Origin of the sequence: Bifidobacterium pluvialisilvae (genome assembly GCF_019331695.1) — a bacterium.
Classification (GTDB): domain Bacteria; phylum Actinomycetota; class Actinomycetes; order Actinomycetales; family Bifidobacteriaceae; genus Galliscardovia; species Galliscardovia pluvialisilvae.
This window is the reverse complement of record NZ_JAHBBI010000011.1, coordinates 1-15,622: the sequence shown is the minus strand read 5'-3', so window position 1 is coordinate 15,622 and position 15,622 is coordinate 1. Positions and strand designations below refer to the sequence as shown.

Below are 15,622 nucleotides of genomic sequence, written 5' to 3'. Positions count from 1 at the left end.
ATCACAACACGGAGCGGGTGTCGGATTCGTAGTTATTCCGCCCCTGCCCGGTTGCGGCGGTGGTTCCGCCGTCGACGGGCACGACGAGACCGGTGAGGTAGGAGGCGCCGGGGGAGGCGAGGAAGAGGGCGAGGTCGGCGCAGTCCTCGGGCTTGCCGGTGCGGCCGAGGGCGACGCGTTCGATGTACGGCTTGAGGCGTTCGGTGTCGGTCCACACCTCCTTGTTGATGTCGGTTTCGATGAAGGCGGGGGCGAACGCGTTGATGCGTACGCCGTACTGGCCGTAGTCGAGGGCGACGCAGCGGACGAAGCCGTTCATGGCGTGCTTGGTGGAGTTGTAGGCGGTCTGGCCCCAGTCGCCGTAGAGGCCGGAGACGGAGGTGTCGACGACGATGTTGCCTTTGGTTTCCTTGAGGTAGGGGAGGGCTTCCTTGGTGAGGTAGAAGAGTCCGTCCATGTTGACGGAGAAGAGCTTGTGCCAGACTTCGTCGGAGACGTGTTCGATCTCGCCGCCTTCGAAGATGCCGGCGTTGGATACGACGACGTCGAGGTGTCCGAATTCCTTGACGACGCTTTGGACGAGTTCGTGCACCTGGTCGTGCTTGGAGACGTCGGTGATGTGGGTGTGGCCGTGTTCGTAGCCGGCGACGGTCTCTTCGAGGGGGGCGGGTCGCAGGCCGACCGCGACGACGGTGGCGCCGTTGTCGAGGAATCCGCGGGTGATGGCGCGGCCGATGCCGGTGCCGCCTCCGGTGACGATGACTACTTTGCCGTTGAAGTCGTAAGTGTTTGCGGTCATGTTGGTGAATCTCCTATGATTGCCGTGTGTTTCGCCGCTGCGGGGCATTCCGACGTCGACAGCCTACGGGGCAGCGGTTTCACGTAACAGTATAAGAATATTGGTGCATTGTCCCTATATGTGAAACTTGCTGTTTTTGCCATGACGATATCCGTCGGTGACCGCCGCCCTGCCGCGCCACGTTCATGCCGGCAGTACGGCGCACAGCACGGCCATGGCGATGAGCGATATCACGGCGGAGACGGTCAGTGAGAATCCGGCGAGCTTGGCCTTGCCGAGCGTCATGTCGGTGAATTTGGTGGCGAACACGGCGATGGGTGCGAACATGCAGATCACGGCGATCTTGCGTGCGGATTGCGCCACGGGCAGCAGATACCAGGCGGCGAGCGATCCGACGACGGCGATGACGAGGCGCCAGGCGAGCACTTTGGCCATCTCGCGGCGGTCGTCGGCGAGTTCGGGAACGTCCATCATCATGCCGACCATCGCCATGGAGCAGAACGCGTTGGCGTTGGCGAACGGCTCGACCACGGTGACGACGCCCTGCGGGATCGATATGCCGGCGAGCAGCAGGATGACCATGACGACGTACGTGTCGAACGCGGCCGACGTGTAGAAGTTCCGTGCCGCCGCATGGAGACGCTTGCCCACGCTTGGGCGCGGCCCGTCGCCGTCGTCGAGGTGGAGCAGCGCCTTGGTGAACACCAAGGACCCGGCCGAACACATGACGGCGTTGCCCATGTCGAACATGACGACGGGCACGCCGGCGGCCGGCCCCATGAACGTGGTGACGACGGGCAGCGTGAAGTTGCCGATGTTGAACGTGGTGGCGTTGAGCATCTCGAACGTGCGGTGTTCGGCCGTCTCGCGCCGCGTGACGAAGAATATGACGAACAGGGGGATGAGTGCGCCGAGCAGGCCGAGCAGCACGATCCACAGCATGCTCATGTCGTGCCGGTTCTGCGCGAACGAGTGGATGACGGCCGCGGGCAGTGTGACGTTGAAGACGAACACCTGCATGATCTTGTAGTCGCGTTCCTTGAACAGTCCGGCGCGTTTGAACAGATACGCGCCGACGATGATGAGCAGCAGCGAGCCGGTCTTCAACGCGAGTTCCATGATTCCCCCCTGATATTGCCGCATGATGACGTCGTCGATGATATGTCCGCCGTGTCCGGACATGGAAATTCCCTCCGCGCGGAAGGGTGAAAACGCGAAGGGAATCTCCGGATCTGCGGGACGTCCGGCGCGGCCGCCGGGATCGGCGGCCCGACCGGGCGCCCGGAACGTTGGGAAGCCTAGAACTTGTAGTACTTCTTCGCGTTGTCGACGAACAGCTTGTTCTGCTCGTCCTGGCTGAGGGTCTCGGTGGAGCGGATGAACGCGCCGATGGTGTCGACGTAGGAGCCGTGCAGCTTGTCGACGGGGAAGTTCGAGGCGAACATGCACTTGTCGATGCCGAAGGCGTCGAGCAGGGTGAAGATCGCCGGCTTGAAGCTTTCGATGGTCCAGTAGTGGTCGGTGGATGCCAGTCCGGAGATCTTCATCGTCACGTTGTCGCGCTTGCCGAACTCGTAGATGCCGTTCTTCCACAGCTGGAATCCGGCGAGGTCGCGGTCGGCCCACATGCCCGCGTGGTTGATGATGAACATGATGTCGGGGTTGGAGTCGATGACCTGGAGGGCGCGGCGGTACTGCGTCGGGTAGAGCTGGAGGTCGAACGCCAGTCCGTGCTTGGCGAGCACGCGCAGGCCGGCCAGCCAGTTCGGGTCGTCCATGTATTCCTTGTTCACGTAGTTGTACAGCGGGTCGACGTGGGTGTTGATGATCTGGCGGATGGCGTGGACGTTGTCGGACGCGGCCTTCTCCTTTTCGACGGTCTCCTCGAAGTCGGGGGAGGAGAGGTCGCCGCCGCCGACGATGGAGACGGGCAGGCCGTCCTCCTCGCTCATGCGCTGCACGGCGGCCACTTCGGCGACCGGGTCGTCGGCGTTCATCTGCACGTGTACGGCGCCGATGACCTTGATGTTGCTGCCTTCGGCCTCGGCGACGAGGTCCTTCGGACGGTAGGCGTGGATGATCGGCGTCCAGTCGCCTTCGAAGGTGATGCCCTTCTTGGCCGGGTCGAACCAGGAGAACAGGTCGGGCTGGATGATGTGCACGTGGGCGTCGATGATGGTGCGCGTCTTGCGGGCGTTCTCCTCCGACTGCGGCACGATGGTGTAGAGGCGGCTGGGGGCGGTGCCGGTGTATTCCTCGTTGAGGGTCATATGTCATTCTCCTTTGGATGTCCGCCGTCGTCGTTGGCTTCGGCGGGTTGTTGTTGGAATCGTCGTTGATTGCGTGGTCTGTTGTGGTTGGGGCGTGGGGTCCGGGGGCGTTGCCCCGCCGGACCCCACGACGGGTTGTGGCCGGTCTACTTGGCCGGCGCGGCCTCGGCCTGTTTCAGGGCCTTGTCGTCGTCGTTCTCGTCCTGTACGCCGCTCAATGCCGTCAGTACGATCGAGGCGCTGACGATGAGCAGGCCGACGACCTCGAGGATGGTCGGGAACTGTCCGAAGAACAGGCCGATGATGAGGGAGATCACCGGGTAGAGGGCCTGGAGGACGGAGAACACGTTCGGCGCGATGGTCTTGAGCATGATCTGGTCGAGCACGGCCGCGATGACGGAGGCGAGGATGGTGAACTGCACGATGCGCCAGATGCTGTTGCCCGGGTCGACGGACATCTGGCGGATGGCGGTGGGGCCGACGAACGGCGCGAGCACGAGGGCGGCGAGCGTGATGGCCAGGGACAGGGCGTCGAGGGCGCCGTTGTGGGCCATCTTGTTGCCGAAGAAGATGTAGCCGGCCCATGCGAGGGCGGCGACGAAGGAGGCGATCAGGCCGACGACGATGGTGTCGGACTTGTTGCCGGAGAGCGAGAGTCCGGCGAGCATGGCGACGCCGATGGCGGCCACGATGATGGCGGAGCGCTGCTTCCAGTTCTTGCCGGTGATGGCGCCGATGGCGACCGGACCGAGGAACTGGATCGGGACGGCGATGCCCATGGCGAGGTTGCCGACGCTGATGTTATAGGAGGTGTACATGGTGCCGATGGAGATGGCGAAGAGCACGAGCCAGATGATCTGCTCCTTGGTCCACTTCTTCCTCCAGGGCTGGCGCCACAGCAGCAGCACGACGGCCGTGATGCTCAGACGCACCCAGGCCACCTGCACGCCGCCGACGGTGTCGAACGCCGGGGTGAGGAATCCGGTGCCCACGTAATTGCAGGAGCCTGCGATGACCACAAGAATGATTGCGAAGAGCAGAGGATTCTTGGACCGCAGCTTCTCCCAGACGGAGGCCTTCTTCTCGACTGGAGCTTCCATTGCTGATCTCCTTTGACTGCGCGGCTTCATTGCCTAATCTTGACAGATTCGGTGCCGTTTCCGTTGCGTTCACAACGCTGCGAACGCAAGCTTTTATAAGGTTTTTCGGTTATCTTCCAGCGTTGCCAATATTTGCATATCCGCTGATGGAACTCACTATATGCCGCATGGACCGGTATCCCACGATGTGGGATTTCCGGTTGTTGCATTGGGCTGAATGGTGAGTCGTCGTCCCTGTATGTGGGACGCCTGTTCAAGGCGTCTATATTCGGTAACTGAGATCGCCGAGGTCACAACGACCCGGTCCGACAACAACGTCGGGACGGACGCGAGGACGCGTGACGGTCATACATAACACTCCAACCACGGAGGGAGCAACAATGGCACTAGCACCAGCATTGAAGCTGCCCACGATCACGCACATCCGTGCGTACAGCATGGGCGGCGCCGCAGCCAAGATTCACGGCCAGGGCGGCGGCGATTACCACGATCAGGGCAAGGACCACTGGATCGACAACCATATCGCGACGCCGATGTCCAAGTACAAGGAGTACGAGCAGTCCCGCCAGTCCTTCGGCCTGAACGTGCTCGGCACGCTGGTCGTTGAAGTCGAAGCCTCCGACGGCACCACCGGCTTCGCCATCTCCACTGCCGGAACCATCGGATGCTTCATCGTCGAGCACCACCTGAGCCGCTTCGTCGAGGGCAAGCGCGTCGACCAGATCAAGCTCATCCACGACCAGATGCTCAACTCCACGCTCTTCTACTCCGGTGGCGGCGGCGTCGTCATCAACACCATCTCCTGCGTGGACCTGGCGCTGTGGGACCTCTACGGCAAGGTCGTCAAGCTCCCCGTCTACAAGCTGCTCGGCGGCGCCGTGCGCGACGAGATCCACTTCTACGCCACCGGCGCCCGCCCGGACCTCGCGCAGAAGATGGGCTTCATCGGCGGCAAGCTGCCGACCCACTGGAGCTCCGCGTTCGGCGACGAAGGCATCGAGAAGGACATCGCCACCCTCGCCGACATGCGCGAACGCGTCGGCGACAAGTTCTGGCTGATGTTCGACTGCTGGATGAGCCAGGACGTCAACTACGCCACCAAGCTCGCCCACGCGGCCGCCCCGTACAAGCTCAAGTGGATGGAGGAGTGCTTCCCCCCGAACCAGATCGAGTCCTACCGCGAACTCAAGAAGAACATGCCGAAGGGCATGCTCATGACCACCGGCGAGCACACCGGCACCCTCGAAGGCTTCAAGGAGCTCTCCGACGCCGGCGTCGACATCCTCCAGCCCGATGTCGGCTGGTGCGGCGGCGTGACCTCGCTGTGCGAGATCGCCGCGATCGCCAAGTCCCGTGGCCAGCTCGTGGTGCCCCACGGCTCCTCCGTCTACTCGCACCACGCCGTGATCACCTTCACCAACACGCCGTTCAGCGAAATGCTGATGACCGCACCGAAGGCCGACCACGTCCGCCCGCAGTTCGACCCCGTCCTGCTCGACGAGCCGGTTCCGCACGACGGCATCATCACCGCCGAGGAACTCGACAAGCCCGGCTTCGGCGTCGAACTCAACCGCAGCTGCCCGCTCGAGCGTCCGTTCGAGCACTGACCGGCGGCATAGGCGACATGTCGTCGCCCTATAACTGAATAGCCAACAACAATCAGCGGCGGCCGGACGGGGCAATCCCTCCGGCCGCCCAACCATTCCGTCGTACCACACGCACCGACCCCGGCAAGGAGACCGATGAGCTACGGCACGCACACTGGAGAATACGCAATGACATCATTACCACACAACGCTTTCAAGCAGGCCCTGAAGGAAGGCAAGGAGCAGTATGGTCTGTGGATGGCCATGGCGTCACCCACCGCCGCCGAGATCTCCGCCGACGCCGGGTACGACTGGCTGCTCGTCGACGGCGAGCACGGCCCCTACGACCTCACCACCATCCTCGACGTGCTGCGCGCCGTCGCCCCCTATGACACCACACCCGTCGTGCGCCCCGCCGCCGCCGACCCCGTGCTCATCAAGCAGGTGCTCGACCTCGGCGCCCAGACGCTGCTGCTGCCCATGGTCAACAGCAAGGAAGAGGCCGAACTCATGGTCAAGGCCGTCAACTACGCGCCCGAAGGCATCCGCGGCGTCGGATCGCCCATCGCCCGCTCCGGCCGCTGGGGACGCATTCCCAACTACATGCGCGACGCCAAGAACGAAATCTGCCTGCTGCTGCAGTGCGAATCCCAGGAGGCCCTCGACCACATCGACGACATCGCCTCCGTCGAAGGCGTCGACGGCATCTTCATCGGACCCGCCGACCTCTCCGCGTCGCTCGGCCACCCCGACGACCCCGCCGCCATCATGGACCAGGTCTACCACGCGTTCGACGTCATCAAGTCGCACGGCAAGGCCGTCGGCTTCCTCGCATTCGACGTGCCCACCGCCAAGGAGGCCTTCGCCCGCGGCGCCAACTTCGTGGCCGTCGCCGGCGACACCGACCTCTACGTGCGCGCGCTCGCCGAAGGCATCAAGCCGTTCAAGAACGTCTGATCTCTGATTCCAGGCCCCCTCTGACGAGGGGGGCTGTCAGCGGAGCTGATTGGGGGAGGGGCCATTGCGGGCCAAGCGCAATACTTGGAGCATCCCGCCTCTGGAATCATCTGATTCCAGGCCCCCTCTGACGAGGGGGCTGTCAGCGGAGCTGACTGGGGGAGAGATCGTTCCGGACCAAGCGCAATACTCAGACCCTCTGCCCCATCAATACTTACCCTTCCTTCTCTGTTGCTGACGCGTACAGCCGCCGGACGATGGCCTTGACCACCATCCGGCGGCTATACGCATTTATCCACATCTCGGCATATCCACATTCCAACCCCGACTAAGGTTGAATCCCATGGAAGAACACACATCCGCGCCATCCGGCACGCGAACACTCATCCACGGCATCGCGGTCATTCGCAGCGTAGCGAACGGCGCCACATGCCTGCGCGACGTCGCCGACGACACCGGACTCAGCCGCAGCACCGCGCACCGCCTCATCCAAGCCCTACGCATCGAACGCTTCCTGCGCGAAAACTCCGACGGCAGCCTCATGCTCGGCCCCGCACTCATCGAACTCGGCTTCCAGGCCCTCAACAGCGTGTCATTGCAGGCCGTCGCCCACCCCATCCTCCTCGACCTCGCCCAACGCGCCAAAGACACCATCCACCTCGCCGTAGAAGACTCCGGCATGGCCCTCTACCTCGACAAGATCCACGGCAGCCGCGGCATCGAAATCCGATCCTGGCCCGGCTGCCGCATGCCCCTCACCTACACCGGCATCGGCAAAGCACTCCTCATCGACTCACCCGACCGCTGGCGCTCCCAATACATCCAGGACCGCAACCTCACCGGACGCGACCCCGAACACGACTACGCCGACGAATCCGCCTTCTCCGCCGCCATGGCCAAATTCGCGCGCCAAGGCTTCGCCTACGACCTCGAAGAAAACGAACCCGGCATTCGCTGCGTCTCCGCCCCCGTACGAGACGGCCGCGGCAAAACCGTCGCCGCCATATCCGTCTCCGGCGCCATCCAATTCATGCCACCCAAACGCATGCGCGCACTCGGCCCCGTCGTCGTCGACGCCGCCAGCCGCATCAGCGCGGAGTTGGGATACAAGACCGCCGCCAACGACCAAGTCGAATGATTCCGCGGAGGCGGCGCGTCTTCGGCACGATGGAGGATTCGACGTACCTTCGTACGCCTTCATCCTCCATCGCGTCGAATCCGCGCGCGTCCTGCGCGGAATCATTGGGGCCTTGTCGTTATCTCGGACGGGCTGCTTCCCCTCGCGGTCGCCATCGTCGACGTCGCTGCGACAAAACCCTGCGACACTCCTCCCAATCATCGTCATCTGGTTATAGGCTGGAAACCATGGCTGAACTCGAATCATGGCAGACCCTGAGCGATCGAATCAATTCCGTTTCCCCCTCCGCCACGCTGGCCGTGGATGGCAAGGCCAAGGCCCTCAAGGCGGCGGGCGTGGACGTGATCGGATTCGGCGCAGGCGAGCCGAACTTCCCAACCCCCGACTACATCGTCGACGTGGCCGCGGCCGCATGCCGCGACCCCAAGAACCACCGCTACACGCCCACCGCCGGCTTGCCCGAACTGCGCAAGGCCATCGCCGAGAAGACCCTGCGCGACTCCGGCTACGAGGTGAGCCCGGACCAGGTGGTCGTCACCAACGGCGGCAAGCAGGCCGTCTTCGAAACGTTCCAGGTGCTCATCAACGATGGCGACGAGGTCATCATCCCCGCACCGTTCTGGACGTCCTACACCGAAGTCGTCAAACTCGCCGGCGGCAAGCCCGTCGAGGTGTTCTCCGGCTCCGACCAGAACTTCACCCCCACCGTGGCCCAGCTCGAAGCCGCCCGCACCGAGCGCACCAAGGCCATCGTGCTCAACTCGCCGTCCAACCCCACCGGCGCCGTCTGGCCCGAGGAGACCGTGCGCGCCATCGGCGAGTGGGCCGTCGCCAACCACCTGTGGGTCATCTCCGACGAAATCTACGAACACCTCAACTACGACGGCGCCAAGACCTCCTACGTCGGCGCCGTGCTGCCCGAGGTGCGCAACCAGCTCATCGTGCTCAACGGCGTGGCCAAGACCTACGCCATGACCGGCTGGCGCGTCGGCTGGGCCATCGCCCCCGACCCCGTGGCCAAGGCCATCGCCAAGCTCTCCGGCCACATGACCTCCAACGTGGCCAACGTCTCCCAGCGCGCCGCCCTCGCCGCCGTCGCCGGTCCGCTCGACGAGGTGCACACGATGCGTGAGGCGTTCGACAAGCGTCGCCGCGCCATCGTCGCCGCCCTCAACGCCATCCCCGGCGTCGACTGCCCGACCCCCACCGGCGCGTTCTACGCGTTCCCCAACGTCGAGGCCCTGCTCGGCAAGCCGCTCGGCCCCAACGGCTCCGTGGCCGCCACCAGCTCCGACCTCGCCGCGCTGCTGCTCGACGAGGCGCACATCGCCGCCGTGCCCGGCGAGGCGTTCGGCGCCCCCGGCTACCTGCGCTTCTCCTACGCGCTCGCCGACGACGCGCTCGCCGAAGGCATGAAGCGCTTCCAGGACTGGGTCGCCGCCTGATTCGACGGGCGAATCCGATCTGGGCGGGCTCGCTCCGGCTTGGAACGGCCCGAACCGGCCTGGAACGGCCGCCCATATCGTGAAATCGCGAGTTGTGAGGCTCCGTCGGGCAAATCATCGTCCGACGAAGCCTCGTACTTATGCAAAAACGTTGCAATTCCAGTCCTGATGCAACGTCGTGGCAGCCGGCTTCCGCGATTCTACGGAATCAAAGCCTCACAACTCGTATTTTCGCTGTGCGACGGCGGTTGGCGGCGTGCCGGAGCCGCACCGTCTCGCATCGGCTCCGTACCGGCCCCGCATTCCGCATCGGCCCCGCCCCGCCGCACTGCGACTCGCCGCGGATTCCCAACGTTTCCCGCCGACTTCGCCCCTCGACTGGACGGAATCGGCAAATACCGCTATTATCTTCACTTGGCGGTTTTCCCGTCTGCCTAACACCGATGTTCGCATGTGTGTGTATGATAGGCAAGGTTACTTAGGGAAGTGGCGCAATTGGTAGCGCAACGGTCTCCAAAACCGTAGGTTGTGGGTTCGAGTCCCGCCTTCCCTGCTAGAGATGAACAAACGGTTCCACCAAAACCAGTGAGGATGATCATGGCCAAGAAATCAAGCGCTGAAGCAAAAACGGTGAAGCCGAATGTTTTCATGCGTATTGGTCTGTTCATTAAGCAGATTATCGACGAACTGCGTAAGACCGTTACCCCGACTCGCAAAGAGCTGCTGATGTGGTCCATCGCCGTGTTCGTCTTCGTTATTTTCCTGATGCTGTTCGTCTCCGCCCTTGATTTCGGACTGGGCAAGCTGGTCATGTGGCTGTTCGGCTGATTCGCGCCGTAAGCGTATGCATGACGACTTCCGTATAATAACTACGATTTGCATGGTATTTGCGTAAAGGATGCTTGACATGACTGACGAACGTGATGACGTGAACGAAGAGGCCGTCGCCCCCGAGGCCCCGGCCGAGACCGAAGCCGTCGAGCAGACGGTCGAGGAGCCCGCCGAACCGGCTGAGGACGCCACCGTCGCTGAAGCCGCCGAACCGGCTGCTGATTCCTCCGCCGACGACGTCGAAGCCGAGGATGCCGAGTCCGAGGCTGCTACGGCCGCCGACGAGACGGCCGAAACCGACGAGACGGCCGATGAGGCCGCCGCCCCGGCCGACGCTGAGGCCGATACTGACGCCGAAGCCGGTGCCGACGCCGACAAGCCCGCCGAAGACGAGGAACTCGACCCCGGCGAGCAGGCCGTCAAGGACTTCTCCAAGAAGCTCCGTGGCCTCCCCGGCAAGTGGTACGTCCTCCACACCTATTCCGGCTACGAAAAGCGCGTCAAGACCAACGTCGAATCCCGCGTCTCCTCCTTCGGCCTCGAAGACCAGATCTTCCAGGTCGAAGTCCCCATGGAGGAAGTCGAAAAGCACACCGACAAGGGCAAGAAGATCGTCACCCGCGTCCGCATCCCCGGCTACGTGCTCATCCGCATGACCGCCGACGAGGAAGCCCGCCGCATCGTCCGCGAAACCGAAGCCGTCACCGGCTTCGTCGGCCCCACCAAGGACCCGGCCCCGCTCACGCGCAAGGAAGTCGTCCAGATGATGGCCCCCATGATCGCCTCCGAAGCCCTCAAGGCCGCCGGCGACAAGCCCGCCGCCGCCAAGAAGCGCACCGTCGAGGTCTCCTTCAAGGTCGGCGAATCCGTCACCGTCAACGACGGCCCCTTCGCCTCCATGTCCGCCGTCATCTCCGAAGTCTCCCCGGCCACGCAGAAGCTCACCGTTCTCGTGTCCATCTTCGGCCGCGACACGCCGGTGGAGCTTAACTTCGACCAAGTCGAGAAAATCGACTGAAATCACAGAACGGAGTGTCATCTGCGTTGCAGAGAACTCGACGTACTTTTGTACGCCTTCGTTCTCTGCGTCTTGATGACACACGCGTTCTGTGATTCCAGCTGAAATCCGATGATGGAGCGTCTTCCACGTTGTGGAAGACTCGACGTACCTTCGTACGTCTTCGTCTTCCACGCCTTGAAGCCGCACGCATCATCGAATTTCAGGGGCTGAGTATGGGAATCCTCCTGCCGTTGCGGGAGGATTTTCTGGTTTCGTGCGCCTTCACTTCCCGCGCCTTGATGACACACGCATCATCGAATTTCAGGGGCTGAGATCGTTTCGGGTCCTTCTGCTGATGCAGAGGGACCTCTTTGTTTCTATGGCCTTCATTCTCTGCGTCTTGAACTCGCATGCATCATCGAACTCCTGGGACTGACTATGGGAACGGCTCTTGCGTCGAGCGGGGGTTGTGTGGTGCCCTTTGTCATCCTGAGCGAGCGAAGCGAGTCGAAGGATCTTGGGAGCACCAAAGATTCTTCGACTGCGTTTTCCGCCCTCCTCTCAGGATGACGGGAGGCTGCTCGTTAAGGATGACAGAACGGCGTCTCCCACGTCTTGAAGTCGTGCGCATCAGCGAATTCCAGCGGTTGAGAACGTTCGGACTCCTGCATAAACGGGAGTCTTCTTCGTTTTGTGGGTCTAATCCATCGCGAAAAATCAAAAGTGGGTAAAAGATATCGTGAGCGGCGTGATTTCAGGCTGTTCGTGTATGTCGTAGACCCACAAACCCGTAGATGAACGACTTGACCCACGGTTATTGAATGGTCTGGACCCACAAATCCGAATCTCCGACGGGCTGGACCCACAAAATCGGCATCAGACAGACATGCCAGACCCACAAATCCGACATCAGACAGACAAGCCAGACCCACGAATCCACTATCGGACAGATGGGAACCACAAACCCGACATCCGATAGGCAGATGGCCAGACCCACAAACCCATAAGCGGACGGATTGGGCACCATCCGCCACCGCGCGTGTCCCGCCCATTGTCTTGTCCAATGTCGTCGGCATAATAGGAAAGCTTGTGTCTGGAGGGATTCCGTTCGGACGAACCGTGGTGCCGAGCCGGAAACGGCAGGCCCACAGAACCGCCTGGACACCCGCTAGCACAGCACATAGCAATATACGTTGCGGGAGGAGTTCTCCGCAGTCGGGCCGCTGGCATGTCGGCAACCATGTCGGTCAGCGGCAGGCGCGGCGTTCGCCGTCATCACCGCTTCACAGAAAGAAGAACCATATAATGGCTCCTAAGAAGAAAGTCTCGGCGCTGATCAAGCTCCAGATTCAGGCTGGCAAGGCCAACCCGGCCCCGCCGCTGGGCCCGGCCCTGGGTTCCCACGGCGTGAACATCATGGACTTCTGCAAGGCATACAATGCCCAGACGCAGGACAAGATGGGTCAGGTCATCCCTGTCGAGATCACCGTCTACGAAGACCGTTCCTTCACCTTCATCCTGAAGACCCCGCCGGCCGCGGCTCTGCTGAAGAAGGCCGCCGGCATCGACAAGGGCACCGACAACCCGCTGACCCACAAGGTCGGTTCCGTCACCAAGGCTCAGGTTCGCGAGATCGCTGAGATCAAGATGGCCGATCTGTCCGCCCGCGACATCGAGGCCGGCATGAAGATCATCGCCGGCACCGCTCGCTCCATGGGCATCACGGTTGAGGACTGAGAGGAGAAGGACACATGGTAAAGCGTTCCAAGAAGTACCGCGAAGCCGCTGAGAAGATCGACCGCACCAACCTGTACACCGCCAACGAGGCCATCGCCCTGCTCAAGAGCATGCCGGCCTACAACTTCGACCAGACCGTCGAGGCCGTGTACCGTCTGAACGTCGACCCGCGCAAGGCCGACCAGCTGGTCCGTGGCACCGTCAACCTTCCCCACGGCACCGGCAAGACCGTCAAGGTCGCCGTGTTCGCCCGCGGCCCGAAGGCCACCGAAGCCACCGAAGCCGGCGCCGACATCGTCGGTGACGACGACCTGATCGCCAAGGTGCAGGGCGGCTTCCTCGACTTCGACGCCGTGGTCGCCACTCCGGACATGATGGGCAAGGTCGGTCGTCTCGGCCGCGTCCTCGGTCCCCGTGGCCTCATGCCGAACCCGAAGACCGGCACCGTGACCATGGACGTCACCAAGGCCGTCAAGGACATCAAGGCCGGTAAGATCGAGTTCCGTGTCGACAAGCACGGCAACCTGAGCTTCCTCATCGGCAAGCTGTCCTTCGACGAGTCCGCCCTCGACGAGAACTTCAAGGCCGTCGCCGACGAAATCAAGCGCCTCAAGCCGTCCACGGTGAAGGGCCGCTACATCACGAAGGCCACGATCACCTCCACGATGAACCCCGGCGTCCCGGTCGATCCGGCCCTGCTCGCCTGATTCATCTGAATCGCGAATCGCGGATTTCGAATCTCGAATCGAAGAACTCGATAGTTCGGTGATTCGATTCGATGATTCAGTTCAGTGATTCGATAACTCGATAACGGTGGAATCGCGTATTCATGAATCGTCATATGCGTATTCATGAATACGCTGATTCCGCTCCGGCTTTAATAAGCTAAAGATTGCAACACGAAGACCCCGGCAGTCGCAAGACTCCCGGGGTCTTTCGTATGTGTGTATGTATATGCGTATGTATATGGGCGGCGCGACGTGCTGTACGACGAACAGGAACCGTGCGTCTTCCTCGGTTCCTGTTCGTTGTGTGGTGATGACCGATGGGAACCGAGGGAACGACGTTGGTTCCCATCGGTTTTGTGCGTGCCAACGGATGGGAACCAGACGCCGCTTTCGGTTCCCAACGGTCGTATGGTCTCAACCGATGGGAACCAGACGCCGCTTTCGGTTCCTGTCCGTTGTAATGAGGATGACGAATGGGAACCGAAAGCCCGCCGTCGTTCCTGTTCGTTGTGTGGTGATGACGGATGGGAACCGGGCGGCTGTTTTGGTTCCCGACGGTCGTGTGGCCTCAACCGATGGGAACCGGACGTTGCCTTTGGTTCCCATCCGTTGCGCAGGTGGTGGGATGGATGGTTGGGAACCGTACGGCCCGCCCTGGTCCCGTCCGGCCGTCGTGCCCCTACCCCTCCAGCATCATGCCGATCTTGATGGCGGTGAGCAGCACGTACGCCTCTCGGGGATTCATCGGATCCCAACCGGTCACCTCCACCGACCGTTTCAACCGGTAACGCACCGTGTTCGGATGCACGTTGAGTTCGCGCGCCGTCATATCCAGCGAATTTCCCGATCTGAGGAACGTCGACAGCGTGAGCAGCAGCGGATTGTGCTCGTCGTCGCCGCGCAGCACACGGTACACGTTGTCGTAGAGTTCGCGTCGGGCGTCGTCGTCGCCGAGCAGCGCGCGTTCCGGCAGTACGTCGTCGGCGCGCATCGGCCGCGGCACGTTCGCCAGGCATTTCGACGCCTTACGGCTGCGCGTCGCCGCCCGCATCGTATACGACGCGCCGGCGAGCCCATCCTTCACCGGGCCGACGCACACCGCCGAATCGTCGAACAACGGCAGCAACGCCTGCACGAAGTCGTCGGGTTCCATGCCGTTGCCCGGGTCGATGAGCATGACCGTCAGACCGTCATGCTCGCTGATAAGGCATTGCCCGCCGAGCGTGCGCACGGCTTCGCGGACATGACGGTGCGCCAGGGCCAGACTGATGTCGCCGGTATGCGCGAGCAGTCCAACGATGGCGAAGCATGCGAATTCGCTCCGCCACCCCAGCAGATTCAGGCGCGACGCCACCTGATGGCTGGTCGTGCCGTCGAGCAGGTCGGCGATGGTGAGGGCCTCGAGCCGGGCGTCCCAGTCGCCGCGGGCCTGCGCGCTCGACGCATACACGTTCGCCGCCGAAAACGCGACCTCGCGCGAATAGTAGAGCATCGCGCCCGACGTGGCCTGTTCCTTGCCCGGTTCGGCGAACCGTGAGACGTTCGCCTCCATCTGGTCCACGATGAATCGCGTCAGTTCCACGACCTGGTTGAGCGAGATCGATTTGGTGAACTCCAACGGTGCCACGAAGAAGATCTCATCGGTGTTCGGTCGCGGCAGATCCTGCGCGGGAACGTTCGGATCGAGGATGATGTCCTTGACGGCCTCGTACCAGTGGACGAAGTTCGCGACGGCCGTTTCGGCCACGATGTTCAGCTGGGTCTTGTCGTCCGGGGTCAGCTCGCGGTACCAGGCGACGTCGGCGTTCATCTTGTCCTGCGCGGTGAGCACGATCTGGCGGATGACCGGCGGCAGGTCGGGGTGCGTGTCGATGCGCGGCTGCCGTAGACGGAACCGTTCGGCGAGCGCCTGCGCCTCCTCGGCCACGTCCGGCTCGCGTTCGGTGATTCGCCGCACGTCGGTGGCGATCTGGTCGGATGTGGGGGAGCGGCGCGGTGTGATGGCGGAGGCTGTGGGGGAGGGCTTGGGAG

At 62.7% G+C, this 15,622-nt stretch carries 13 protein-coding genes and 1 tRNA gene; 9 read left to right on the top strand and 5 right to left on the bottom strand.

The genetic code is table 11. From position 1 onward, the window contains the following. Position 1: 1 nt before the first annotated feature. The 4 genes from KIH77_RS08990 to KIH77_RS08975 form a co-directional block, all read right to left on the bottom strand. Positions 2-799, bottom strand: coding sequence for an SDR family NAD(P)-dependent oxidoreductase (locus tag KIH77_RS08990; protein WP_219101130.1), 798 nt, complete (start codon positions 797-799; stop codon positions 2-4). 183 nt (positions 800-982) lie between these two features. Further along, a complete protein-coding gene (locus KIH77_RS08985) occupies positions 983-1,942 on the bottom strand; it encodes an AEC family transporter (protein WP_236024601.1) in 960 nt (319 codons plus the stop codon). Positions 1,943-2,097: 155 nt separating this feature from the next. Continuing rightward, positions 2,098-3,069, bottom strand: coding sequence for an amidohydrolase family protein (locus tag KIH77_RS08980; RefSeq protein WP_219101128.1), 972 nt, complete (start codon positions 3,067-3,069; stop codon positions 2,098-2,100). A 146-nt stretch (positions 3,070-3,215) separates the two neighbouring features. Continuing rightward, the gene (locus KIH77_RS08975; RefSeq protein ID WP_219101126.1) at positions 3,216-4,169 is read right to left on the bottom strand and encodes an EamA family transporter; all 954 of its coding nucleotides are present in this window, start codon (positions 4,167-4,169) and stop codon (positions 3,216-3,218) included. Between the two features lie 380 nt (positions 4,170-4,549). Here KIH77_RS08975 and rhmD point away from each other — a divergent pair, with 380 nt between their 5' ends. From rhmD to rplA, 9 genes are all read left to right on the top strand, one after another. Then, complete coding sequence (gene rhmD / locus KIH77_RS08970; RefSeq protein ID WP_219101124.1) at positions 4,550-5,776, top strand: L-rhamnonate dehydratase; 1,227 nt, start codon at positions 4,550-4,552, stop codon at positions 5,774-5,776. Positions 5,777-5,944: 168 nt separating this feature from the next. Further along, positions 5,945-6,712 carry an aldolase/citrate lyase family protein gene (locus KIH77_RS08965; protein WP_219101122.1) on the top strand — a complete coding sequence of 256 codons (768 nt, stop codon included), beginning with the start codon at positions 5,945-5,947 and terminating at the stop codon, positions 6,710-6,712. A 343-nt stretch (positions 6,713-7,055) separates the two neighbouring features. Next, a complete protein-coding gene (locus KIH77_RS08960) occupies positions 7,056-7,850 on the top strand; it encodes an IclR family transcriptional regulator (RefSeq protein ID WP_219101120.1) in 795 nt (264 codons plus the stop codon). Between the two features lie 227 nt (positions 7,851-8,077). Continuing rightward, on the top strand, positions 8,078-9,295 hold the full coding sequence (locus KIH77_RS08955; RefSeq protein ID WP_219101118.1) for a pyridoxal phosphate-dependent aminotransferase: 1,218 nt from the start codon (positions 8,078-8,080) through the stop codon (positions 9,293-9,295). Positions 9,296-9,775: 480 nt separating this feature from the next. Next, a tRNA-Trp gene (locus tag KIH77_RS08950) sits at positions 9,776-9,848 on the top strand. A gap of 44 nt (positions 9,849-9,892) precedes the next feature. After that, a complete protein-coding gene (gene secE / locus KIH77_RS08945; RefSeq protein WP_219101116.1) occupies positions 9,893-10,123 on the top strand; it encodes a preprotein translocase subunit SecE in 231 nt (76 codons plus the stop codon). A 79-nt stretch (positions 10,124-10,202) separates the two neighbouring features. Then, positions 10,203-11,144: a transcription termination/antitermination protein NusG gene (gene nusG / locus KIH77_RS08940; RefSeq protein WP_219101114.1), complete on the top strand. Its 942-nt coding sequence runs from the start codon at positions 10,203-10,205 to the stop codon at positions 11,142-11,144. A gap of 1,287 nt (positions 11,145-12,431) precedes the next feature. Further along, positions 12,432-12,863: a 50S ribosomal protein L11 gene (rplK, locus tag KIH77_RS08935; protein ID WP_100510598.1), complete on the top strand. Its 432-nt coding sequence runs from the start codon at positions 12,432-12,434 to the stop codon at positions 12,861-12,863. A gap of 14 nt (positions 12,864-12,877) precedes the next feature. Continuing rightward, positions 12,878-13,570, top strand: a complete 693-nt coding sequence (gene rplA / locus KIH77_RS08930; RefSeq protein WP_219101112.1) for a 50S ribosomal protein L1 — start codon at positions 12,878-12,880, stop codon at positions 13,568-13,570. Positions 13,571-14,270: 700 nt separating this feature from the next. Here rplA and KIH77_RS08925 read toward each other — a convergent pair. Next, on the bottom strand, positions 14,271-15,622 hold a 1,352-nt coding region (locus KIH77_RS08925), incomplete at its 5' end, for a PucR family transcriptional regulator (RefSeq protein WP_219101110.1).

Coding starts and splice junctions, on each gene's coding strand:
- KIH77_RS08975 (WP_219101126.1), bottom strand. CDS start 4,169: ATGGAAGCTCCAGTCGAGAAGAAGGCCTCCGTCTGGGAGAAGCTGCGG.
- KIH77_RS08985 (WP_236024601.1), bottom strand. CDS start 1,942: ATGCGGCAATATCAGGGGGGAATCATGGAACTCGCGTTGAAGACCGGC.
- KIH77_RS08960 (WP_219101120.1), top strand. CDS start 7,056: ATGGAAGAACACACATCCGCGCCATCCGGCACGCGAACACTCATCCAC.
- nusG (WP_219101114.1), top strand. CDS start 10,203: ATGACTGACGAACGTGATGACGTGAACGAAGAGGCCGTCGCCCCCGAG.
- KIH77_RS08965 (WP_219101122.1), top strand. CDS start 5,945: ATGACATCATTACCACACAACGCTTTCAAGCAGGCCCTGAAGGAAGGC.
- KIH77_RS08980 (WP_219101128.1), bottom strand. CDS start 3,069: ATGACCCTCAACGAGGAATACACCGGCACCGCCCCCAGCCGCCTCTAC.
- rhmD (WP_219101124.1), top strand. CDS start 4,550: ATGGCACTAGCACCAGCATTGAAGCTGCCCACGATCACGCACATCCGT.
- secE (WP_219101116.1), top strand. CDS start 9,893: ATGGCCAAGAAATCAAGCGCTGAAGCAAAAACGGTGAAGCCGAATGTT.
- rplA (WP_219101112.1), top strand. CDS start 12,878: ATGGTAAAGCGTTCCAAGAAGTACCGCGAAGCCGCTGAGAAGATCGAC.
- KIH77_RS08990 (WP_219101130.1), bottom strand. CDS start 799: ATGACCGCAAACACTTACGACTTCAACGGCAAAGTAGTCATCGTCACC.
- rplK (WP_100510598.1), top strand. CDS start 12,432: ATGGCTCCTAAGAAGAAAGTCTCGGCGCTGATCAAGCTCCAGATTCAG.
- KIH77_RS08955 (WP_219101118.1), top strand. CDS start 8,078: ATGGCTGAACTCGAATCATGGCAGACCCTGAGCGATCGAATCAATTCC.